The sequence below is a fragment of the Pseudomonas sp. D(2018) genome, assembly GCF_005502555.1.
Classification (GTDB): Bacteria; Pseudomonadota; Gammaproteobacteria; order Pseudomonadales; family Pseudomonadaceae; genus Metapseudomonas; species Metapseudomonas resinovorans.
Genome location: NZ_SCOK01000031.1, coordinates 13,931 through 34,679, shown reverse-complemented (window position 1 = coordinate 34,679; position 20,749 = coordinate 13,931). Strand labels below are relative to the sequence as shown.

Here is a 20,749-nt window from a genome sequence, read left to right as displayed (position 1 = left end):
CGAATGTTAGAAAAGGAAATTAGTCGGTTATACGGTACGTTAGCATTCCGGGTAGAACAGTCTGGATTACAACGCTTCCAAGTGTTGCTTAACCAAGTACAGCAAAGAATGCTCGCCCTAGGCCAGCAAGCTAAAGAATTGGAGAAGAAATTAGGAATTGCCCCCAAGTTAAATATGCGCCAGCAGATTGCCCAACAGCAGAAGCTTACGCGGGAGCAATTCCAATCCCTTCTTCAACAAAGCCGCCTCCAAGCCGTACAGCAGCAAACCGCCTTAAAGATAGATGCCCTACACGCGAAGTTAACAGAAGCTCAGGCGAAAGCCGCCGAACGCCAGCATAAAGCGGCGCTAGCGAGTGCCAAAGTAACGGCCCAAAATCAGCGTATGTCGGGCCAGTCGTTAAAGCTGGACGAACTACAAGTCAAATTGCAGGAACGCCTACACCGTGCCCAATTGGCCCACAATAAAGCCCTTGCTCAAGAGCAACGTAATTCCCAGCAACAGCAGCGGTTCAGCCTACAGGCCGAAGCCCAACGTCTACGTATTGCTCAGGAAGCGCAGAAGTTCCAGACACGCCAACATCAAGCTCATGCAGCGGCCAGCCGTGCCCGTGTAGCTGCCCTACGGGCCGAACAAGCCCTTGAACGTGGTAACAGACGTATTCAACACAAGTTACAGCCGCTCGCCACACGGTTAGGCGTATTTGGCCATGCTGGGGCTGGTGGCGGTATTGGGGCCGGTATTGGCGGAATGCTGTCGGGATTTAGCGCTGCACAAGGGGCCGCATTGGGATTAGCAGCAGCCTTCGGGGCCGCCGTAATCGGTTTAAAAAGTTTCACAGACAAGGCTGTTGAAGCCGGTGGAAAGGGCGCTGCCCGTCAAAGCCAATACAACGCCATTTTTAACAACGACAAGGCGAAGATTGAAGCGGCTGATTCCCGATTCCTGGGCCTAGCTGACTTCCTTGGGATGAACGCTCAGGAACTTAGCCCGAGCTACACCAGCAGTCTCCAGAACATGACAGACGCCGGTATGACTGCCGACAAGAGCCAAGACTTTCTTGGTGGCCTGTTGAAGTTCGCCAAGGGTAATAACGTGTCCACGGACAGCCAAAACCTGATCCTGCGGGCCGTTGGCCAGACGCTCAGCAAGGGACAATTGTATGCCGAGGAATGGCGTTCCCAGATTGCCGAATCCCTGCCCGGTGCAAACCGTTTAGGTGCGCTCGCATATCAAGACGCCATCGGCGGGAAGCTGTCGGGCCAGAAGGCCGCCGCCAAGCTCAGTAAGGATATGGAAGACGGGTTAATCAAGGGCGATGTACTTCTGAAATTCTTGGACGCTCTTGGTAAACGCCTTGAGAAAGAAGCGAATCGGGGCGGGAAACTAGACACTGCCCGTAATAGTCATGAAAGCTTCCTGAATCGCCGTACAAACGCGTTAAACGCGGCCTATGAGAAGGCGTACAAGTATAACGATGGTGAGCTAGCCAAATCCCGTACACGCCTTGACAAGAGCATGTTGGAGCTGATTAAGCAGGCCACGCCGTTTATTGAACGGATGGGGTCCGCTGGTGCGAAGTTGCTGGACAGTATGGACGGGACAGTTAACGTCGTCGCTGAGCTACTGGCGTATTTCAACGGCAAGGAAAATGCCTTTAGCGATTTCCTATCGCCAGAAGATGCCGAACGCCTACGCGGTATCCTGACAGAAGTAGTCACGTTGGCGCGTAATTTGGGCGTCCTAGTTGGAGATATTGCCAACGGCTGGAAACTGATCTTCACCGAAATGGAAAAGGCCGGAGTTTTCGACACGATGGCCAAGAATCTTCAAGACAGCCTAAACGCTGTAAATAAGATTCTAGAAGGACTCCACTTGATTGCCGAAGGTAAGTGGGAAATCGGATTCAAAATGACGCTGGACGCGTTTAAAGAGTCTCCCGCTAATCTGGTGAATAATCACGTAGAAGCGGCGAAAGCCAATCCCGGTACATCATTAGCGGAACGTTTGGGCCGCTCTGAATGGGCACAGGAAATGTTCGGCGGTAATCTCGTTATCCAGAAAATGGAAGAGACAGAAAAAGACTTGCTGTCAAAGAAGTTTATGCAGCGTATTGAGTCCCTGTCTAAGCCCATGCCGAATGCAGAGCTTCCAACGTGGCTACAGTACTCTATTCAGCCTCAACCAACGCCATTGCTTCCGCCAGCTCCAACAACGAACAACACCACTCAGAACATCCATTTAGGCGGTGTACACGTTACGGTTCAGGGGAATGCAGATAACCCCGACCAATTGGCTAAGGCATTTGAAAAACAAACTGTCGGTATTCTCCAGCGTCAATTCCAAGGATTGGCAACGTGGAATCCAGAAGTTGAATAACGGCCTTCGGGCCGTCAGCATATCGTAAATAACCAAGGGATGGGATACGTCTAGTATTCCTTTCCCTAACATTCCCCCGGATTAAAAATGAACTATTTGAAAATAACCGCATTGTGGGCGGCGTTAGTGCTTTGCCCAAATTTGATTGTATTGCAAACGGCAAAGTGGGCATTCAGTGAGCAGAGCCACGACACATACAGGGCCGTTGAAGTGTTGTTGGCGCAGTATGACGAAAGACAGCATAACCGTATGGCAAACGTTATAAAGCTTGAAAGTCAGCTAGTGGCCCATGAAGGTCGTATTTTGGAAGAAGTTGACCGCAGAATTGAAATGTCCATTAGGCGTGCCCAACTCCATAAACAAATTGAGGAACAAAAATGAAACTTTGCACCTGCCGCACTTGCGGAACGCTGTTTTACGTAACCAAAAATCGCCCGTTCTGTTCGGGCACTTGCCGCATGAATTATCAAGATAAAGGAGCCAACCGTGTCGGGGCTACAGAAAAAGAAACAAACAACGGCTAAGCCACGTAAGAAATTAAACACAACAAAAAAGTGTAAGGCTTGTCGTAAAACATTCCGCCCAGCCACTGCATGGCAGACGTATTGCCAAGAGGCGTGCAAAACTGCCCGTAGTACCGCTGATAAGCGTAAAGCCTTGGATGCGTCTAGATTGGAACGTTTTATGACAAGTGCCTTTGCCTATTGGATGGCAGGGGAAGCCCAACGGGCAGGGCGGTTAGAAATCGTCAAAGGTCACACAGTAGAAAGTCTGCTGGCCTTGTACGATGTTTATAAATACTACTTACGTGCTAACGGATATGGCGAGGATAGCCGCCTGTATGCAATGGCACACGTTCATCCGGTAAAGCCTGCCGATGGCGATTACATAGGAGTTCTGTTTGCGGAAAACCTGTTTGTCTGCCCGGAGCTTCCTAATAAGCAACACGGTAATCAATATTTCGGTTACGGCAAGTGCATCCATCGTGCCCACACATCCCCCGCCAATTTCGTTTCTGAGGATGAATCCCGCAAGACCATCATTCGCCGGATTGTTTGTTATCTGGGGGAGGATGTTGTGGTGGAGTTCGCTAAAAAGGCGAAGGTACAGCCCGCCCAGCGTATTAAACGAATTTCCCATCTTGAGCTATTTCTAGATGAATTGGGCATGACACTCGATGAATTACATGATTGCAGCACTGTAAAGCTTGGGCAGCTACAAGCACAGTTGGCCGGGAAAGAAGCGTTTGTAATTACTTCCGGTGGCAAGGATCAATTCGGCGTACTGATTCATGAGTTACAGCGTCATGCTGAATTCCGCCCTGATGGAATTGCGGAGTTGGTCCCCTTGCTGGAGCAATTGCAGGAACGAACAGCGGCGAATTTCCTTTCTTCGGTTGAAATCGTGCCTCAGAAAGTCATTGATAAAGTGGCCCTGTACGGCTGGAAGGTAATGCACGGACAACAGGCCGACCTGGACCATGTACGCGACTTGCTCAAGCTATACATGCCTCTGTGAAAAAAACGCGAAGGGTGTAGTAGAAATCTCCATCACAGAACTTCCCAAATACAACCCTCAACGCCAGTAATGGCGGGGCTTCCAGCGTATTTGCAATGTGTACATTCTGTGGCGTGGTTCTACTCGATTACATAGCGATGGCCATCGCCAGCCCGTTACAAGCTGCGTAAACATAGCCCCAGCCTTGAGTTGGGGTTAATGTTTGTGGAATTTCTTAAACTCGTTGAGATAGGCCCGTGCCCCAACGTAACGCGTGCTGACCTTGTCCAAGTCCCAGTTCTCTTCCACCATGTCGAGAATGTCGGGTTGGTCATCTTGCCAAGTCATGAACTTGTAAATCACGTAAACCGAATCGCTGTCTAGCTGTTCTTCCCCTAAGCCACGGTAGTATTTGGGGGATTGTGAATCTTCAAACAATCCATCTGGTTCAAATAAGTCTCTGAATTTTCCTCGCCAATGTTCCCTCTCGCTGGCATAGAAGGCTTTGAAGCCATCAGATTTAATCCTGTCTGCTAGCTCATCCGCTGATAGTAACGTCCTCGCGCACTCTAGCCATAGCAGCCTATTCCTTATAGGGATACGGTTTTCTTTGGGAGGGTTTACTTTTGCAAACGCTCGCTCTAAGCAAACAACAGCTTGTTTGGCGTAATTCTCATCGTCCCGTAGTTGCCATTCCTTCCGCATGGCTTGGTTTTGCTGAATCACACTAATCATCAGGCCGAGGAAGCTAAGAGCCGCAAGAACAGTGGCCAGCGTGCCACCGATGTAGTCGCCAAACACCCCCCAGTCAGCCGGATCACCACTTAACGGGCTGTCATGAAACGTTTTCCACCACGGATAAATGGCTATTGCTGTTGTTACGATTAATGCCGTAATACCGCCTAGCAGCCAAGTTAATATCCTATTCATTCCCTATCCCTTATCAGTCGTAGATCAGGTCTCTAATGTCCCTGTAAGCATTCGCCATAGTAGCCGGGAGCTAGTACACAGCCCAGCATTCACAGGCCATAGCCAGCGGATGGTTAAGCTAATTCGATTCCCTGTCACGTGTTTGCACAGAACGCATTGAAAAGTGAAATTCCGGCGCCTGTTGTGCAATGCTGTGATGGCTATGGATGGCTATTAATCGATAGTTACAGGCTATTGATGTATATAGCCGTGGCCACGGCCAGCCCCGGCAAGCTGCGGGCAGCCTTTTACGTATTCAATAGCGTGTACCCCAGCGACTACGAATCCCTGAATACAGCCAGCCCCGGAATTTCGTATTCAATAGAGTTGCTTTTTGTAATGAATACAGACATACTCGCAACATCTAGAAGTAAATGAATACAGAGGGCGGAGAAATGGCACAGGTTGGATATGTTCGCGTTAGCTCGGTTGACCAGAACACAGAGCGTCAACTTGATGGTGTAGTGCTGGACAAGGTGTTTACGGACAAGGCATCCGGGAAGGATGTAATCCGCCCCCAGCTACAGGCCATGCTTGAGTTCGTCAGGGAAGGGGACACTATCCACGTACACAGCATTGACCGCCTAGCTCGCTCGCTGGCCGATCTGCTGTCGCTGGTGGAGTCCCTGAACGCCAAGGGCATCCACATCCGCTTCCATAAAGAACAGCTTGAGTTCACCGGGGAAAACAGCCCCATGCAAAAGCTGATGCTGTCGATGATGGGGAGCTTTGCTGAGTTCGAACGCTCAATGATTCGTGAACGTCAGCGGGAAGGCATCGCCAAGGCCAAGGAAGCTGGCGTGTACAAGGGCCGGACTAAGATGGTGGACGATGATGCAATCCGGGCGGCTATCGCTGGTGGCCTGTCGTTCCGTAAAGCTGCTGAACAACTCGGTGTAAGCCTGTCCACAGTACAGCGTGCAATGAAGGCGTAATTCCTTCTAGCTGCCCCACACAAGCCGCCTACGGGCGGCTTTGTACATTGTGCGTGTCGTGTAGCCCTTCGACAGAACGTCGCTGTAGGAGCTTCCTTGGTGGCCTGCCGGGAAGCCGTCGATATTTGAAAAAAGCTAAACGCCAGCTCACCCCCTTTGCGGTGTGATAAGCCCCTAGGAGAGAGGGCCGTTTTTCTGGCGGGGGGGCAGGGGATTTGCCGGGAAAAACGTCTCCCGGCTGGGGTTCAGTTGCCAGACAGTTCTTTTCTAATTTCCCCTATGAAATTTTCAATCTCAGCCCTGTAAGTGTGTCCGACGTATACGATTCCGCCTGCGATCAGTAGTGCAAAGACAAGGTTCAATCTGGCGTGGGTTCTTTCGTCTTTCTCTTTCGTCACTTTGTCCGCGTGGACATTCGCGGGAATCGTGCCCCACGCTTCCTGTCCGCTGGCAGCAGTCCAGTTCCCATTAGATGCGGTTTGCTCGACGAGCACAGGTGCCCCACAGCTTGGGCATACGGTGGCGAATGAACTGACTTCCCGGTTGCATTCCAGACATTTGATTAGTGCCATTTCGGTCCCTCGATGGTGTAGTGATTTCAGTGTGCCATTGCTGATTTGACGGTGCCAATGCGGATTTTTCTGCCGGTGTAACCCGTTTCGCTATCCTCCTTCGTCTACCGGGAAAGCCCTTCTCAGAGGTGAAAAATGACTGGTGGGACTAGAGGAGACTTTTGGTTGCAAACTCCTGCCCCATCCCACGCGCGGAAGGAATGACGTGAACGCGACTCTCACGGATGACGACGCCGCCTTGTTGCGGCGTTACCGTAACGGCGATGCCGAGGCCTTTGGTGTGCTCTATGCCCGCCATCGCCTCGGTCTCTACCGTTTTCTCTGCGGGCTTTGCGGCGATGGTGCCCTGGCCGAGGAGATCTTCCAGGAAACCTGGCTGAACCTGATCCGCAGCGAGTCCGAGCAGCGTGGCCAGGCCAGTTTCAAGACCTGGCTCTACCAGATCGCCCGCAATCGTCTGATCGATCATTGGCGCAAACACGGCCGTTTGCAGGGCCGCGAGGAAGCCTTCGACGAAGCCCTGCACGGCGACGCCTTGCCGGGCAGCAGTCCTGATCCGGAGCGGGAGCTTTCCCTCAGCCAGGACCAGCAGCGTCTGCGCGCGGCCCTGGACGAACTGCCGGGCGAGCAGCGCGAGGTGTTCCTGCTGCGCGCCCATGGTGACCTCGAGCTGACCGAGATCGCCGAACTCACCCGCACGTCGGCCGAGACGGTAAAGAGCCGTCTGCGCTACGCCCTGCAGAAGTTGCGTCGGCTGCTGGCCGACCCGGCCGCGGCCGAGGAGGTATCCGCATGAACCAAGACCCGCACAAGCCGGACGCCATGGAACGGGAACTGCTCGAACACTACCGCTGCCACAGCCACGACGAACCCTCGGCGGCACTGGACCAGCGCATCCTCGCGGCGGCAGCCGCCCAGGCGGCGCAGAATCGGCCAGAGCCCCTCCCATCCTTTGGTGAGCGCTTGCACGGCTGGTTGTTCGGTGCCGGAGGCCGGCAACGCTGGGCGGTCGCCCTGGCCGGTTTCGCGACACTGGGCATTGGTTTGAGCCTGACCTTGCGCACCCAGGATGAGGCTGAGCAGCGATTCGATGCGCCCCCTGCCGCTGCCGCGCCGTATTCCACGCCGGCTCCGGCGGCAGCGCCGATGTCCCGGGCGGCACCGGCCACCCTGGCCAGTCCTCCACAGGCGGAAAAGAAAGCCTCTGCCATGGCGGACAGCAGCGCCGAGGTCGAGGCGCGTCAGGTAGAACCTAGGCATCTGGATGAGTCCGCCCCCAAAGAGGAACTGGCAAAGGCCGCGCCGCTCCCCGAACCGGAAGCGAGTCTGCGTCGTGTGCTGGAACTCAATGCAGCAGGCAAACGCGAGGAGGCGCACAAACTGCTGGATGAGCTGCAGATTCGCTATCCACAACGGGACATCGCCGCCGAACTGCGAGAGCTGGAGCGTGACCGCTGATATTGGTCGCGCCAGGCTTGCCAGCGTAGGGGCGAAGGTGGAGCATGGCGCCATCACTGCCTCTGCTAGAGCCTCCATGCGTTCCATTCATCTGCTTTGTGCCGCTCTGGCACTGACGTTGCTCACGGCGTGCGACAAGGACGCGCCGTCGCAGCCCAAGGCGCCTCCCGCGCCGCCGCCCATCTCTGCCAGCCCGGAGTCGACGCCCTCGACTCCGGAGCCGGCTGCGCCGGTCATGCCTGCACCTCTGCAAAAGCCTGTTCCGCCACCGCCGGTACCGACCCCGAAACCCGTGCCGCCGCCTCCCGTGCCGGCACAACCCAAGAAGCCGCAAGAAGCCGCGACTGCCGCGGCACCGCTGCCCAAGGCCAAGCTCGATCTCAGTCTGCCCAGGGATCTGGTTGATCAGTTGGAGCCGGGCGATGTGACCGACGCTCTGTCGGAACAGCCGCTGTTACCGCAGATGTTCGTGGAGAAGCCCACCCCGGAAAGTCCGTTCCAGCTCAACGGCAAACTGATCACCAACGAACGGGAAGACGACTACTGGCGTTCCGTGGAAGGCGCCGAACTGCAGTTCGAATTCAAGCGCTAGAGCGGGCTTGCAAGCCGGGCAGTGTGCACGGCCACACGACGGGTTGAGTGAAGCGATACCCATGCGGGGTCTATTCGTTCCCGCCACCGTGCAAGCGCCCAGCACCCACTTCAGAACCGATACTCCCCACGCTGAATGGCCTCGTACAAGCTGCCGTCCAGCGGGCGGAATCCCGAGTCGCCAGGCAGGCGCGCGAAGAGGGGGGCGTTCACCGCTTCCGGGTCGTATGCCTGCTTCTTCAGGTCGGTCTTCTTGTACTTGAAGGTGCCCGTGGTCTCTACCTCATCCAGTAGGCGCACGAACAGCGGCGAGGCATAGGCCGGCAGCTCGCGGTCCAGGTGCTTGGCCAGGGCCTGGCCATCCAGCTGCGCGCCGCTGGCCAGGCGCAGCGCGGCCATGCCACAGCGTCCGTTGGTGCCGGGGATTTCCACGCCATAGACCACAGCATCCTCCACGCCGGGGAAGGCACCCAGTGCGTTCTCCACCTCGGTGGTCGAGACGTTCTCGCCTTTCCAGCGGAAGGTATCGCCGAGGCGATCGACGAATTGCGCGTGCTTGCAGCCAATGCCGCGCATCAGGTCGCCGGTGTTGAACCAGGCATCGCCTTTCTTGAACACGTCACGCAGGATTACCGCCTCGCTCTTGGCGGGGTCGGTGTAGCCGTCGAACGGCCATTTCGGGCTGATCTCGCTGATCAGCAGGCCCGACTCGCCCTTGGCTACTTCCTGGAGGAAGCCTCGGCGGTCGCGCAGGGGGCGGTCGTTTTCCAGGTCGTAGCGGACGATGGCGAAGGTCGCCGGGGAAAAGCCAACCGTATTGTCGAAATTGAACACATTGGTGAAACCAATGTTGCCTTCGCTGGAGGCGTAGAACTCCATTACGCGCTCGATGCCGAAGCGCGCCTTGAACTCGGCCCAGATCGATGGGCGCAGGCCATTGCCGATCATGCAGGAAAGGCTGTTGCCCTGCTCCTCGGGGCAGGGTGGCTGGTTCAACAGGTAGCGGCACAGTTCGCCGATATAGCCGAAGCAGGTGGCCTGGTAGCGCGCCACATCCTTCCAGAAATTGCTCGCGGAGAACTTCCTGCGTAGGGCGATGGCGGCGCCACCGGCCAGCACTGAGGCCCAACTCACGGTGACTGCGTTGTTGTGGTAGCAGGGTAGCGTCAGGTAGAAAACGTCGTTCTCACCAAGGCCAAGGCCCGAGTGACCGAAGCCACCGTAGGCCTTGATCCACTTGCCGTGGCTGAGGATGGAGGCCTTGGGCATGCCGGTGGTGCCCGAGGTGTAAATGTAGAAGCAGGCGTCCTTGAGGCGCACCTGGCCGGTTTCCGCCGGGTTGTCGCTGGACTGGCCCAGGGCAAGGCGCATCAGGTTCTGCCAGCCAGGCGGAGCGTCGCCGGGTTCGGTCAGGCTGTCACTGTCGGCTACCCAGTAGCAGCGACGGGCATCGTCCAGCTCGTCGCGAACGTCGTCGAAGGCGCCACGCAGCTCCTCGCCCACTACGAAATGCCGGGCCTTCACCAGCGTGAGGCTGTGGCTCAGCACCTTGCCACGCTGGGTGGTGTTCACCATCGCGGCGATGGCCCCCAGTTTGGTCAGGGCCCCGAGCACCGCCAGCACTTCGATGCGGTTCTCCAGCATTACCGCCACCACGCTGCCATGGGCTACACCTTCGGCCTTCAGGGCATAGGCCAGGCGGTTGCTCCAGGCATTGAACTCGGCATAGCTGAGCCGTCGCTGCTCGTCGATTACCGCCGGACGCTGCGGATACAACCGTGCTGCGCGCTCCAGGGCCCAGCCCAGGGAAAGCGCCTTCTCGCGGTTACGGATGCCGGTGTAGTAGAGGCCCAGCAGCATGCGCGGCAGGCGTGGCAGGTTGGCCGGCAGGCGGGCGATGAAACCCAGCGGGGAGATCAGTTCGGCTTGGCTCATGATTCTCGCGTGTTGTCGTTGGTGTACGCAGGCGTTTTCCCGACTCTAGAACGGGCGGCCAAACCCCACCATGACCCTGGCGCGGCGGGATGAAGGCAGATGGGCAAATCAGCGGAGGGGGAGAGATCTCTGTGGGGTCGAATGAATCCGCCCCCACAGGTGTGTTTCGCCAACCGGGGGTGTTCTCAATCCAGGAACAGGTCCGGCACCAGCGAGCCGCCTTGCGGGTCGTAGCGGTATTGCTCGAACTCGGTCTGGCCCTGTTCGCGCAGCAGCTCTTCGTCGATCAGCAGGCGGCCGGTAATGCTGCGGTCGGTGCTGGAGAGGATGGCGTGGGCTGCGTCTGCCATGATGGCGGGGGTGCGGGCGCGCTTGAAGGCGTCACGGCCACCCAGCTCGAACTCGATGGCGGCGGTGGCGATGATGGTTCTGGGCCATAGCGAGTTGACGCTGATGCCGTACTTCTTGAACTCATCGCTCATGCCGATGCTGAGCATGCTCATGCCGTACTTGGTGATGGTGTAGGGGCCGTGCTGGGCGAACCACCTTGGTGCCAGGTTGAGCGGCGGCGAAAGGTTGAGAATGTGGCCGCTGGCGCTTTGCTTCAGGTAGGGCAGGGCGGCCTGGCTGCAGACCATCACCGCGCGGGTGTTGATCTGATACATCAGGTCGAAGCGTTTGGGTTCCAGATGCTCGACGCCGGTGAGGCGGATGGCCCCGGCGTTGTTGACCAGGGCATCGATGCCACCGAAGTGCTCGGCGGCCTTGGCCATGGCCTCACGCACTGCGTTCTCGTCGCGCACGTCCAGTTGCAGGGGCAGGGCTTTGCCGCCGGCGGCTTCCACTTCATCTGCCACGCTGAAGATGGTACCCGCGAGCTTGGGGTGGGCTTCCGCGCTCTTGGAGGCGATGACGATATTCGCGCCGTCGACGGCGGCGCGCAGCGCGATCTCGCGGCCTATACCGCGGCTGGCGCCAGTGATGAACAGGGTTTTGCCGGACAGTGACATTGCAGTGCTCCTGGTTTTTGTTGTCATGGGGCCGCGATGCGGCCCTTGGCGAATGAACTTGCCCTTACAGGGCCTCTTCGACTTCCACCAGCAACTGACGGCTCTTGACCTGATCGCCGCGGGTGACCTGGACACGGCGGATCACCCCGTCCACGCCGGCTTTCAGCGGGTGCTCCATCTTCATGGCTTCCAGGACGACCAACAGCTGGCCCTTGCTGACCCGTTCGCCTTCGGTCACCAGCACCTCGACGATGGCGCCGTCCATCGGTGCCTTGACCATGCCCGAGCCGGCACCAGACTGGCCACCGGCCGGCTCGTGGGTGATGTCCTGAAGTTCCAGGTTGCCGTTGTGGCCGAAGAGCCAGAGTTGCTGTGCCTGTTGATGGTAGGCAACACGGCGGCGGATACCGTCCAGTTCCACCACCGCCCAGCGGCCATCGGTTCGCAGCAGACGGATGGCGATTTCAGCCTCGCCCACGTTGGCCAGCAGTTGTGGCTGCACGCCGGACTCCTGTACCGACAGCTCCACTTCGTGCTTCTGCTCGCCGTGACGCAGCACCAGGCGCCAGGGTGCGTTGCCGGAGCTGCGCCAGCCTGCCAGCCCGCCCTGGTGGGCGCTGGCCGATGCCGAGGCTTGGTAGAGCAGGGCAGCGGCGATGGCGAGTTCGCCCGGCGAGGCGGGTTGGCTGCTCAGGCTGGCATCGTTGCTGAATTCTTCGCCGATGAAGGCCGTGGTGGCGTTACCGGCGGCAAAGCTTGGGTGCTTGAGCAGGTTGGCAAGGAAACGCTGGTTAGCCTTGACCCCCAGCAATACGCAGTCCTCCACCGCCCGCGCCAGTTTGCGTCGGGCTTCATCGCGGGTGGCTCCCCAGGCGACGACCTTGGCCAGCATGGGGTCGTAGAACGGCGTAACGGCCTGGCCTTCCTCCAGCCCGTGATCGATGCGAATGCCGGGAAGCTCCGCCGGCTCCCACCGCAGCACATTGCCGGTCTGGGGCAAGAAGCCAGCAGCGGGGTCCTCGGCATAGAGACGAACCTCGATGGCGTGGCCGTCCAGGCGGATTTCATCCTGCTGCAGTGGCAACGGCTGGCCTTCGGCGACGCGGATCTGCCAGGCGACCAGGTCCTGGCCGGTGATCAGCTCGGTGACCGGGTGCTCCACCTGCAGGCGGGTGTTCATTTCCAGGAAGTAGAAGTCGCCGCTGGCATCCAGCAGGAACTCCACCGTACCCGCGCCGACGTAATTGACGGTGCGGGCGGCTTCGACGGCAGCCTTGCCCATCGCCTGGCGCAACTCGGGGGTCATGACCGGGCAGGGGGCTTCTTCGATGACTTTCTGGTGGCGGCGCTGCACGGAGCAATCGCGTTCGCCGAGATAGACCAGGTTGCCCTGCTGGTCACCGAACACCTGGATTTCCACGTGGCGAGGCTGCAGGACGGCCTTCTCCAGAATCAGCTCGGCGCTGCCGAAGGCGTTCTGTGCCTCCGAGCGGGCGGTACGAAGTTGTGTGGCCAGTTCTCCAGGGCCCTTCACCAGGCGCATGCCGCGTCCGCCGCCACCGGCGCTGGCCTTGATCATCAGCGGATAGCCGATGCGCTCGGCCTCGCGTGCCAGGGTGCTGTCGTCCTGTTCGGCGCCTTCGTAGCCGGGAATGCAGGGCACGCCGGCCTCCAGCATGGCCAGTTTGGAGAGGCGCTTGCTGCCCATCAGGTGGATGGCTTCCACCGTCGGGCCGATGAAGCTGATACCGGCAGCTTCGCAGGCACGGGCGAAGTCGGCGTTTTCGGAGAGGAAGCCATAGCCGGGGTGAATGGCGTCGGCGTCGGTCTTCTGTGCGGCACCGATGATGGCGTTGATCGACAGGTACGACTGACCGACCGGCGCCGGGCCAATGCAAACCGCTTCGTCCGCCAGCTGCACATGGCGCGCATCAGCGTCGGCCTCGCTGTAGACCGCGATCGTGCGGTAGCCGAGCGCTTGGGCGGTGCGCATCACTCTGCAGGCAATCTCGCCGCGGTTGGCGATCAGGATCTTGTTGAAGCTGGGCATGGACTGTTTCCCTCTCCCCAACCCTTTCCCGAAGGAAGAGGGGGCTGTTCGGTATGGGCGCTGGTTACTCGGCCCAGCTGGGTTTGCGTTTTTGCACGAAGGCCAGGGTGCCCTCGGTGCCTTCGGCGCCGGTGACGGCCAGGGCGAACTGCTCTGCTGCGCTGTCCAGCAGCGGGCCAATAGGCTCGCTTTCGGTGGCCAGCAACAGGGCCTTGGTCCGGGCGTTGGCGCCAGGGGCGCAGCGGCGAACCTGCTCGAGGCTTTCAGTCAGGCGCTGCTCCAGGGCGGCGCTATCGGCCTCGGCGAAGTGCACCAGGCCCAGGCGCAGGGCTTCGGAGCCGTCAAATCGCGCGGCGGTCAGGGCCAGACGGCGGGTTTGGGTCAGGCCGATGCGCTTGACCACGAACGGTGCGATCTGTGCCGGCAACACGCCGAGGCTGGTTTCCGGCAGGCCGAACTGGGCGCCTTGCAGGGCAATGGCGATATCCGAGACGCAGGCCAGGCCGAATCCACCACCGAGCACTGCGCCTTCCAACACCGCAATCACCACCTGGGGTTGTGCCTGGGCTTCCTCCAGCAGGCGGCCGAAGGCGCGGTTCAACGCCTGGTAGGCGGTACTGCCGGTCGCCCGCGCGCTGGCCATGTCCTTGATGTCGCCCCCGGCGCAGAAGTGGCCACCGGCACCGCGCAGCACCAAGGCACGCACATTGGCGTCATTGCGCGTGGCGGCCAGCACCTCGCGCAGTTCCTCGACCATGGCCAGGCTCATGGCGTTGCGGCTGTCCGGCCGGTTCAGGGTGACATGCAGCACGCCACCGGCCTGTTCCAGCAGCAGGGTTTCGCAGTTCGGCAATCCACTCATGCCGCTGTCCTCGTTGGTTCGTCCGTGGGCTGTAGGATGGGTGGAGCGGAGCGATACCCATCATGGGGCGATGGGTATCGGCGCGACGCGCCTCCACCCATCCTGCAGGCCTTCAGCCCTTTTTCTTGCCGGGCAGAATGCCCATCAGTTTGCAGATGATGCCGAGCATGATTTCGTCGGCGCCGCCGCCGATGGAAACCAGTCGCGTATCGCGGTAGGCGCGGGAGACGTGGTTGTCCCACATGAAGCCCATGCCGCCCCAGTACTGCAGGCAGGCGTCGGTGACTTCGCGGCCGAGGCGGCCGGCCTTGAGCTTGGCCATGGAGGCGAGACGGGTGACGTCCTTGCCGCTGACGTAGAGTTCCACGGCCTGGTAGACCAGCGCGCGCAGGGCTTCGATCTCGGTCATCAGCTCGGCCAGGCGGAAGTGGATCACCTGGTTGTCGATCAGCGGATTGCCGAAGGTCTTGCGCTCCTTGCAGTAGTCGATGGTGACGTCCACGCAGTGCTCCAGGCCCTTGATCATGTTGGCCGCGCCGAACATGCGTTCTTCCTGGAACTGCAGCATCTGCATCATGAAGCCGGCGCCCTCGTGGCCGATGCGGTAGCGCTGCGGCACGCGGACGTTGTCGAAGAACACCTGGGCGGTCTCGGAGCTGCGCATGCCGAGTTTGTCCAGATGGGCGCTGAGGGTGATGCCGGGGGTGTTCATCGGCACCATGATCAGCGACTTGTTGACGTGGGGCTTGTCGTCCGAGGTGTTGGCCAGCAGGCAGATGAAGTCGGCGCTGGGGGAGTTGGTGATCCACATCTTGCTGCCGTTGATCACGTAGTCGTCGCCGTCCTTGCGGGCGGTGGTCTTCATGCCCGCCACGTCTGAGCCGGCGCCTACTTCAGAGACCCCGATGCAGCCGACCATTTCACCGGTGATGGCCGGGCGCAGGAACTCCTCGCGCAGCTCATCGGAGCCGAAACGGGCCAGGGCCGGCGTGCACATGTCGGTCTGCACGCCGATGGACATGGGAATGCCACCGCAATGGATGGTGCCGAACTCTTCGGCTGCGACGATCGAGTAGCTGTAGTCCAGGCCCATGCCACCGAATTTTTCCTGCTTGGAAATGCCCAGCAGGCCCAGCTCGCCGGCCTTCCTGAAAATGTCGTGGATGGGGAAGCGGCCTTCTTTCTCCCACTGGTCGACGTGGGGGTTGATCTCCCTGTCGACGAAATTGCGCACCGTGCGGCGGAGTTCTTCGTGTTCCTGGGTGAAGATCATGTGTTGTTCTCCTTATCGAATCATCAGAACCGGGCCACGCCGAAGCTGTTGGCCTTGAGCGGGCGGGCGTCGGCCTCCGCGCAGATATCCAGCAGATAGCCCAGCAGCCGTCGGCTGTCACGGGGGTCGATCAGGCCGTCATCCCAGAGGTTGGCGGTTCCGTAGAGGGCGGTGGACTGGCTGTCGAGCTTCTGCGCGGTCATCTGTTCGAGCATGTCGAGCATCTTCGGGTCGGGCTCCTTGCCCTCCTTGGCATGCTTCTCCTCGGTGACGATGCGCAGCACCTTGCCGGCCTGGGCGCCGCCCATCACGGCCGTGCGGCTGTTTGGCCAGGCGAAGATGAAGCGCGGGTCCAGACCCCGGCCACACATGGCGTAGTTGCCGGCTCCGTAGGAACCGCCCACGACCAGGGTGAGTTTGGGTACACGGGCATTGGCAACGGCCTGGATCATCTTCGAACCGTGCTTGATCACGCCCAGCTGCTCGGATTCGGTGCCGACCATGAAACCGGTGGTGTTGTGCAGGAACAGCAGCGGCACGTTGGCCTGTTCGCACAACTGGATGAACTGCGCCGCCTTGGACGCACCTTGCGGCGTAATCGGGCCGTTGTTACCGATCAGGCCACAGGGCCGGCCTTCGATGCGCAGGTGGCCGCAGACGGTCTGGCTGTCGAACTCGTTCTTGAAGTCGAGGAACTCCGAGCCATCGGCGATGCGGGCAATGATCTCGCGCACGTCGTAAGGCTTCTTCGGGTCGGCCGGAACCACGCCCAGCAGCTCCTCGGTGCTGTACAGCGGTTCGTGCCATTCGGGCTTGGCGCGGACTGGCAGTTGGGCGTTCCAGGGCAGCATGGCGAGGATGTCGCGGGCCAGGCGCAGGCCATCGGCGTCGTTCTCCGCCAGGTATTCGGCAGTGCCGGCCACTTGCGCGTGCATCTCGGCGCCACCCAGTTCTTCGTCTGTGGCCACTTCACCCGTAGCCGCCTTGAGCAGGGGAGGGCCGGCGAGGAACATCTTGGCCTTGCCGCGCACCACGATGACGTAGTCCGACAGTCCGGGCTGATAGGCGCCGCCGGCAGTACTGGAGCCATGCACCACCGTGACCTGGGGGATGCCCATGGCGGAGATTCGCGCCTGATTGGCGAAGCCGCGAGCACCTTCGACGAAGATTTCCGCCGCGTAGTTGAGGTTGGCGCCGCCGCTTTCGGTGAGGGCCACCATCGGCAGCTTGTTCTCCATGGCGATCTGCTGCAGACGCAGCGTCTTCTTGAGCCCGGTGGGGGAGATGGTGCCGCCCTTGATGGCGCTGTTGCTGGCACTGATCAGGCAGCGGGTGCCGGCGATGTAGCCGATGCCGGCGATGATGCCGCCACCTGCTTGGGTGCCGTCCTTGTCGTCGTGCAGCTTGTAGCCGGCCAGGGAGCAGAGTTCGAGGAAAGGGCTGCCCGGGTCCAGCAGCAGGTTCAGACGCTCGCGGGGCAGGAGTTGGCCGCGCTTTTCGAACTTCGGCTTGGCCTCGGCCGCCTTGTCCAGCACCTTCTGTTCGATCTCGCGGAAGCTGGCGATGGCGGCCAACATGGCCTCGCGGTTCCTGGCGAAGTCTTCGCCCAGGGCGTCGAGTTCGGATTGGATCACGGCCATCATTCCTGGTCCTTCAGCACGTCGGGCAGATAGGCCCGGTGGAAGCCGTTGTAGGCCTTGCTCTGGCCGGGCCTGGCCTTGGCCAGCGGGAAGGCGCGGCTGCCCTGGCTAGCGGCGCCGTCGATGCGGATGGTGTTGCCACTGATGAAGGCGGCGCCGGGGGAGAGCAGGAAGACGATGGCAGCGGCCACTTCCGATTCGCTGCCGATGCGCTTGAGTGGTACGTGTTCGCGCAGGGTGGGGATGATGGCCTTGAAGGCGCCTTCGTAGGTGTCCATGCCGCTGGAGGCGATCCAGCCCGGTGCCACGGCGTTGACCCGCACCCCGGCGTAGCCCCACTCGATGGAGGCGGTCTTGGTGAAGTTCTCCATGCCGGCGCGGGCGGCGCCGGAATGGCCCATGCCGGGCATGCCACCCCACATGTCGGCCAGCATGTTGACGATGCTGCCGCCGGCCTTGCTCATGGCCTGGTTGAACACCTCGCGGGCTACCAGGAAGCCGCCCACCAGGTTGGTACGCACTACGGTCTCGAAGCCTTTCTGGCTGATCGAGGCGAGTGGGGCGGGGTATTGGCCGCCGGCGTTGTTGACCAGGTGGTGAATGGCGCCGCGCTCCGCCAGCACGGTAGCGACCATCGCCTTCACGGCTTCTTCGTCGCGAATATCGCAGGCCTGCCAACTGGCGCTGCCGCCGTCTTCGATGATCTCGCCAGCGGTCTTCTCCAGCTTCTCCGGCTTGCGACCGACCAGCACCACGTGGGCACCGAGGGCCGCCAGCTCATGGGCGGTGCAACGGCCGATGCCGCTGCCGCCGCCGGTGACCATGATGGTCTGGTCGCTGAACAGGCCGGGCTTGAATACCGAATCGTATGCCATGGATTGCGTCCTCAGAGGCTGTCGGCCAGGGCCTGGGGCACCGGCACCGGGAATTCCAGGAGTTGCTGGGCAAAGGCCTTGCCTTGCGGGTCGATGCGCAGGCTGGCGACACCGCCGCCACCCAGGGCGTTTTCCAGCAGGAAGTTCAGGCTATGGCTGCCCGGCAGGTACCAGCGCGCGACGCGCCCGAGCTGTGGGTCGAGCACGTGGCCCATCCAGTCGACCAGCGCTTCCGGTGTCAGGGCTTCGGCAATCCAGGGCAGGTACTCCGGCTTGCGCGCCATCACGCCGATATTGCTGTGGTTGCCCTTGTCGCCCGAGCGCGCCACCGCCAGTTTCACTAGAGGCACGCTGGCACTGGCCAGGCCATCGGCGGCAGGCGGTTGAAGGTCGTCGGCGAGGGCGGCGACGTCGAAGCCTTCCAGGTTTGGCAGGTCGCAGGGGCGGCGCTGGCCGTCCATTTCCACGTCCAGGTGGCAGGCGGCTTTGTCCACCAGGAAGGAGAACAGACGGATCACCGGGTAAACGGTGGGACGGCCGCCAACGATGCCGGTCAGGCCCGGCGCCATGCCGGTGGCAGCCTGGGCAATCTCGCGGGAGAAGAGCACCAGGGCATCCTTGCGGCTGTGACTGACGGCGATCTTGATCACCACCTCGCGGCTGTCCTGTCGCTGGCCATGGGGGCCGTAGGTGGCTTCACTGCCCAGCAGCTCGATGTTCACCTCGCGGTAGGGCCCCCAGCCGCGTTCGGCGAAGATTTCCTCGGTCTTGGCGATGATGGCGCGGCTGACCCGCTCGGCCTTCTTCACCGCATCAATGCCGGCCAGCAGGCAACTGGCCGTGCAACGGAAACCGTCCGGGTAGGTGGCGCTCACCTTGTATTGCGGTGTCGGCGGCAGGCCGCGGGCGCCGAGTACACGCACACGGTTCGGGCCGGCCTGCTCCAGGGTGACCCGGGTGAAGTCGCAGACCACGTCGGGGAGCAGGTAGGCGCGTGGGTCGCCGATCTCGTAGAGCATTTGCTCGCCGACCGAGAAAGGCGTGACCAGGCCGCCGGAACCATCCGGCTTGGTCACGCAGAAACTGCCATCGGCCTCGACTTCGATGATGGGGAAACCGATGTGTTCGTAATCCGGTACCGACTCCCAATCGGTGAAGTTGCCGCCGGTGCACTGGGCACCGCACTCGATCAGGTGACCGGCGAGGGCGGCCTGGGCCAGCTTGTCGTGATCGCTCCAGGCCCAGCGGAACTCATGAACGAGGGCGGCACTGACCACTGCGCTGTCCACCACCCGGCCGGTAATGACGATGTCGGCACCCTGTTCCAGGGCAGCCACTATGCCGGGCGCGCCCAGGTAGGCGTTCACCGAAACGCACATGGGCGGCAGCGGTGCGTCACTGAACATTTCGCGGATGCCGGACTTGGCCAGTTCGCCCAGCCTGGGCTGCAGGTTGTCGCCATGCAGCACGGCGATCTTCAGGGACACACCGGCCTTTTCGCAGGCGGCGGCCAGCGCGCTGGCGCAGGCCACCGGGTTGACCCCGCCGGCGTTACTGATCACGCGGACTTTCTTCTCCGCGATTGTTGGCAGCAGGGGGGCCAGGACCTCGACGAAGTCGGTGGCGAAGCCGGCATTCGGGTCCTTCAGGCGAGCACCAGCCATGATCGACATGGTGATCTCGGCCAGGTAATCGAAGACCAGGTAATCCAGCGTGGCGCCATGCACCAGTTGGGCGGCGGCAGTGGAGGTGTCGCCCCAGAAGGCAGAGGCGCAGCCGATGCGTACGGTTCTTGTCATTGGATTATTCCGCAGCACTGTGGGGTGATAGGTCGAACACTACCAAGCAAGCGCTTGGTTGAAAAGTCCCGGTTCAGTTCTTTTTTCGCCCGAGCGCTTGCTTGGGCGCATTGCCCAGCATAGATTTCGTTAATCAAGACAGAGACTTGCAGACCATTCTTAAGTTGGAGTGGCTGACTGCAGCGGGGATGCCAATGAGCGTTGACGATGAAAAAGCCCAAGCGGTGATGCACGAGCTGGTAGCCAGCGGCCAGATCACCGACCCCGAAAGCGCCCGTGGCAAGCTGTTGCAGACCGCTGCCCACCTGTTCCGCAGCAAGGGTTACGAGCGCACCACGGTGCGCGACCTGGCGAGTGCCGTGGGCATCCAGTCCGGCAGCATCTTCCATCACTTCAAAAGCAAGGATGAGATCCTCCGTTCGGTCATGGAGGAAACCGTCCTCTACAACACGGCGCTGATGCGCGCGTCCCTGGCCGACGCTAGTGACCTGCGCGAGCGGGTGCTGGCGCTGATTCGTTGCGAGCTGCAATCGATCATGGGCGGTACCGGCGAAGCCATGGGGGTGCTGGTGTACGAATGGCGTTCGCTGTCGGAAGAAAGCCAGGAATACATCCTCCAACTGCGTGACAGCTACGAACAGATCTGGCTGCAGGTGCTGGGCGAGGCGCGGGCCGAGGGCTACTTCACCGCTGATCCGTTCATCCTGCGGCGTTTCCTCACCGGTGCCCTGAGCTGGACCACCACCTGGTTCCGTCCGGAAGGACCGATGAGCCTCGACCAACTGGCCGAGCAGGCCTTGTCGCTGGTGATCAAGGACGCCTGACGGCAAACGTGAACTCTGTCACAGCCTGCGCGGCTGAACCTGGGTGGCTGTAACTTTAATCACGTACTCTGCGGCGCAGG

At 60.5% G+C, this 20,749-nt stretch carries 17 protein-coding genes; 8 read left to right on the top strand and 9 right to left on the bottom strand.

What is annotated here, in order from left to right:
* The first annotated feature begins 3 nt into the window (after positions 1-3).
* From FFS60_RS18935 to FFS60_RS18925, 3 genes are all read left to right on the top strand, one after another.
* Positions 4-2,379: a tape measure protein gene (locus FFS60_RS18935; protein WP_137822832.1), complete on the top strand. Its 2,376-nt coding sequence runs from the start codon at positions 4-6 to the stop codon at positions 2,377-2,379.
* 87 nt (positions 2,380-2,466) lie between these two features.
* On the top strand, positions 2,467-2,760 hold the full coding sequence (locus FFS60_RS18930) for a hypothetical protein (protein WP_137822831.1): 294 nt from the start codon (positions 2,467-2,469) through the stop codon (positions 2,758-2,760).
* Positions 2,761-2,865: 105 nt separating this feature from the next.
* A complete protein-coding gene (locus FFS60_RS18925) occupies positions 2,866-3,897 on the top strand; it encodes a hypothetical protein (protein WP_137822830.1) in 1,032 nt (343 codons plus the stop codon).
* Positions 3,898-4,092: 195 nt separating this feature from the next.
* Here the strand turns inward: FFS60_RS18925 and FFS60_RS18920 are convergent, their stop codons facing one another.
* The gene (locus FFS60_RS18920; RefSeq protein WP_137822829.1) at positions 4,093-4,806 is read right to left on the bottom strand and encodes a hypothetical protein; all 714 of its coding nucleotides are present in this window, start codon (positions 4,804-4,806) and stop codon (positions 4,093-4,095) included.
* A 434-nt stretch (positions 4,807-5,240) separates the two neighbouring features.
* Between FFS60_RS18920 and FFS60_RS18915 the strand changes: the two genes are divergently transcribed.
* The 4 genes from FFS60_RS18915 to FFS60_RS18900 all read left to right on the top strand — a co-directional run bounded on the left by FFS60_RS18915 (position 5,241) and on the right by FFS60_RS18900 (position 8,402).
* Positions 5,241-5,780 carry a recombinase family protein gene (locus FFS60_RS18915; protein WP_137822828.1) on the top strand — a complete coding sequence of 180 codons (540 nt, stop codon included), beginning with the start codon at positions 5,241-5,243 and terminating at the stop codon, positions 5,778-5,780.
* 777 nt (positions 5,781-6,557) lie between these two features.
* Entirely contained in the window at positions 6,558-7,148 is a 591-nt protein-coding gene (locus FFS60_RS18910) for an RNA polymerase sigma factor (protein ID WP_137822827.1), read from the top strand.
* A complete protein-coding gene (locus tag FFS60_RS18905) occupies positions 7,145-7,810 on the top strand; it encodes a hypothetical protein (protein WP_137822826.1) in 666 nt (221 codons plus the stop codon). Before FFS60_RS18910 ends, FFS60_RS18905 begins: the two co-directional genes overlap by 4 nt.
* 76 nt (positions 7,811-7,886) lie before the next feature.
* Positions 7,887-8,402 (top strand): hypothetical protein, encoded by a 516-nt coding sequence (locus FFS60_RS18900; RefSeq protein WP_137822825.1) that lies wholly within the window; start codon positions 7,887-7,889, stop codon positions 8,400-8,402.
* 110 nt (positions 8,403-8,512) lie between these two features.
* Here the strand turns inward: FFS60_RS18900 and FFS60_RS18895 are convergent, their stop codons facing one another.
* The 8 genes from FFS60_RS18895 to FFS60_RS18860 form a co-directional block, all read right to left on the bottom strand.
* Positions 8,513-10,336, bottom strand: a complete 1,824-nt coding sequence (locus FFS60_RS18895) for a long-chain-acyl-CoA synthetase (RefSeq protein WP_137822824.1) — start codon at positions 10,334-10,336, stop codon at positions 8,513-8,515.
* Between the two features lie 185 nt (positions 10,337-10,521).
* Positions 10,522-11,346 carry an NAD(P)-dependent oxidoreductase gene (locus tag FFS60_RS18890; protein ID WP_137822823.1) on the bottom strand — a complete coding sequence of 275 codons (825 nt, stop codon included), beginning with the start codon at positions 11,344-11,346 and terminating at the stop codon, positions 10,522-10,524.
* A 64-nt stretch (positions 11,347-11,410) separates the two neighbouring features.
* A complete protein-coding gene (gene atuF / locus FFS60_RS18885) occupies positions 11,411-13,396 on the bottom strand; it encodes a geranyl-CoA carboxylase subunit apha (protein ID WP_137822822.1) in 1,986 nt (661 codons plus the stop codon).
* A gap of 64 nt (positions 13,397-13,460) precedes the next feature.
* Positions 13,461-14,258, bottom strand: coding sequence for an enoyl-CoA hydratase/isomerase family protein (locus FFS60_RS18880; protein WP_137822821.1), 798 nt, complete (start codon positions 14,256-14,258; stop codon positions 13,461-13,463).
* Between the two features lie 112 nt (positions 14,259-14,370).
* Positions 14,371-15,531 (bottom strand): citronellyl-CoA dehydrogenase, encoded by a 1,161-nt coding sequence (atuD, locus tag FFS60_RS18875; protein ID WP_137822820.1) that lies wholly within the window; start codon positions 15,529-15,531, stop codon positions 14,371-14,373.
* Between the two features lie 23 nt (positions 15,532-15,554).
* Positions 15,555-17,171, bottom strand: coding sequence for a geranyl-CoA carboxylase subunit beta (gene atuC, locus FFS60_RS18870; protein ID WP_028627837.1), 1,617 nt, complete (start codon positions 17,169-17,171; stop codon positions 15,555-15,557).
* Complete coding sequence (locus tag FFS60_RS18865; RefSeq protein ID WP_137822819.1) at positions 17,171-18,046, bottom strand: SDR family oxidoreductase; 876 nt, start codon at positions 18,044-18,046, stop codon at positions 17,171-17,173. The genes atuC and FFS60_RS18865 overlap by 1 nt, the downstream gene beginning before the upstream one ends.
* Positions 18,047-18,057: 11 nt before the next feature.
* Positions 18,058-19,845, bottom strand: coding sequence for an acyclic terpene utilization AtuA family protein (locus FFS60_RS18860; RefSeq protein ID WP_137822818.1), 1,788 nt, complete (start codon positions 19,843-19,845; stop codon positions 18,058-18,060).
* A gap of 194 nt (positions 19,846-20,039) precedes the next feature.
* On the opposite strand from FFS60_RS18860, the gene FFS60_RS18855 reads away from it, so the two are divergent.
* Positions 20,040-20,669: a TetR/AcrR family transcriptional regulator gene (locus FFS60_RS18855; protein WP_218570605.1), complete on the top strand. Its 630-nt coding sequence runs from the start codon at positions 20,040-20,042 to the stop codon at positions 20,667-20,669.
* Positions 20,670-20,749 lie beyond the last annotated feature (80 nt).

Bases quoted from the DNA above. Each gene is read 5' to 3' on its own strand.
- FFS60_RS18935 (WP_137822832.1), top strand. From the start codon at position 4: ATGTTAGAAAAGGAAATTAGTCGGTTATACGGTACGTTAGCATTCCGG.
- FFS60_RS18930 (WP_137822831.1), top strand. From the start codon at position 2,467: ATGAACTATTTGAAAATAACCGCATTGTGGGCGGCGTTAGTGCTTTGC.
- FFS60_RS18920 (WP_137822829.1), bottom strand. From the start codon at position 4,806: ATGAATAGGATATTAACTTGGCTGCTAGGCGGTATTACGGCATTAATC.
- FFS60_RS18915 (WP_137822828.1), top strand. From the start codon at position 5,241: ATGGCACAGGTTGGATATGTTCGCGTTAGCTCGGTTGACCAGAACACA.
- FFS60_RS18905 (WP_137822826.1), top strand. From the start codon at position 7,145: ATGAACCAAGACCCGCACAAGCCGGACGCCATGGAACGGGAACTGCTC.
- FFS60_RS18900 (WP_137822825.1), top strand. From the start codon at position 7,887: ATGCGTTCCATTCATCTGCTTTGTGCCGCTCTGGCACTGACGTTGCTC.
- FFS60_RS18895 (WP_137822824.1), bottom strand. From the start codon at position 10,336: ATGAGCCAAGCCGAACTGATCTCCCCGCTGGGTTTCATCGCCCGCCTG.
- FFS60_RS18890 (WP_137822823.1), bottom strand. From the start codon at position 11,346: ATGTCACTGTCCGGCAAAACCCTGTTCATCACTGGCGCCAGCCGCGGT.
- atuF (WP_137822822.1), bottom strand. From the start codon at position 13,396: ATGCCCAGCTTCAACAAGATCCTGATCGCCAACCGCGGCGAGATTGCC.
- FFS60_RS18880 (WP_137822821.1), bottom strand. From the start codon at position 14,258: ATGAGTGGATTGCCGAACTGCGAAACCCTGCTGCTGGAACAGGCCGGT.
- atuD (WP_137822820.1), bottom strand. From the start codon at position 15,531: ATGATCTTCACCCAGGAACACGAAGAACTCCGCCGCACGGTGCGCAAT.
- atuC (WP_028627837.1), bottom strand. From the start codon at position 17,171: ATGGCCGTGATCCAATCCGAACTCGACGCCCTGGGCGAAGACTTCGCC.
- FFS60_RS18865 (WP_137822819.1), bottom strand. From the start codon at position 18,046: ATGGCATACGATTCGGTATTCAAGCCCGGCCTGTTCAGCGACCAGACC.
- FFS60_RS18860 (WP_137822818.1), bottom strand. From the start codon at position 19,845: ATGACAAGAACCGTACGCATCGGCTGCGCCTCTGCCTTCTGGGGCGAC.
- FFS60_RS18855 (WP_218570605.1), top strand. From the start codon at position 20,040: ATGAGCGTTGACGATGAAAAAGCCCAAGCGGTGATGCACGAGCTGGTA.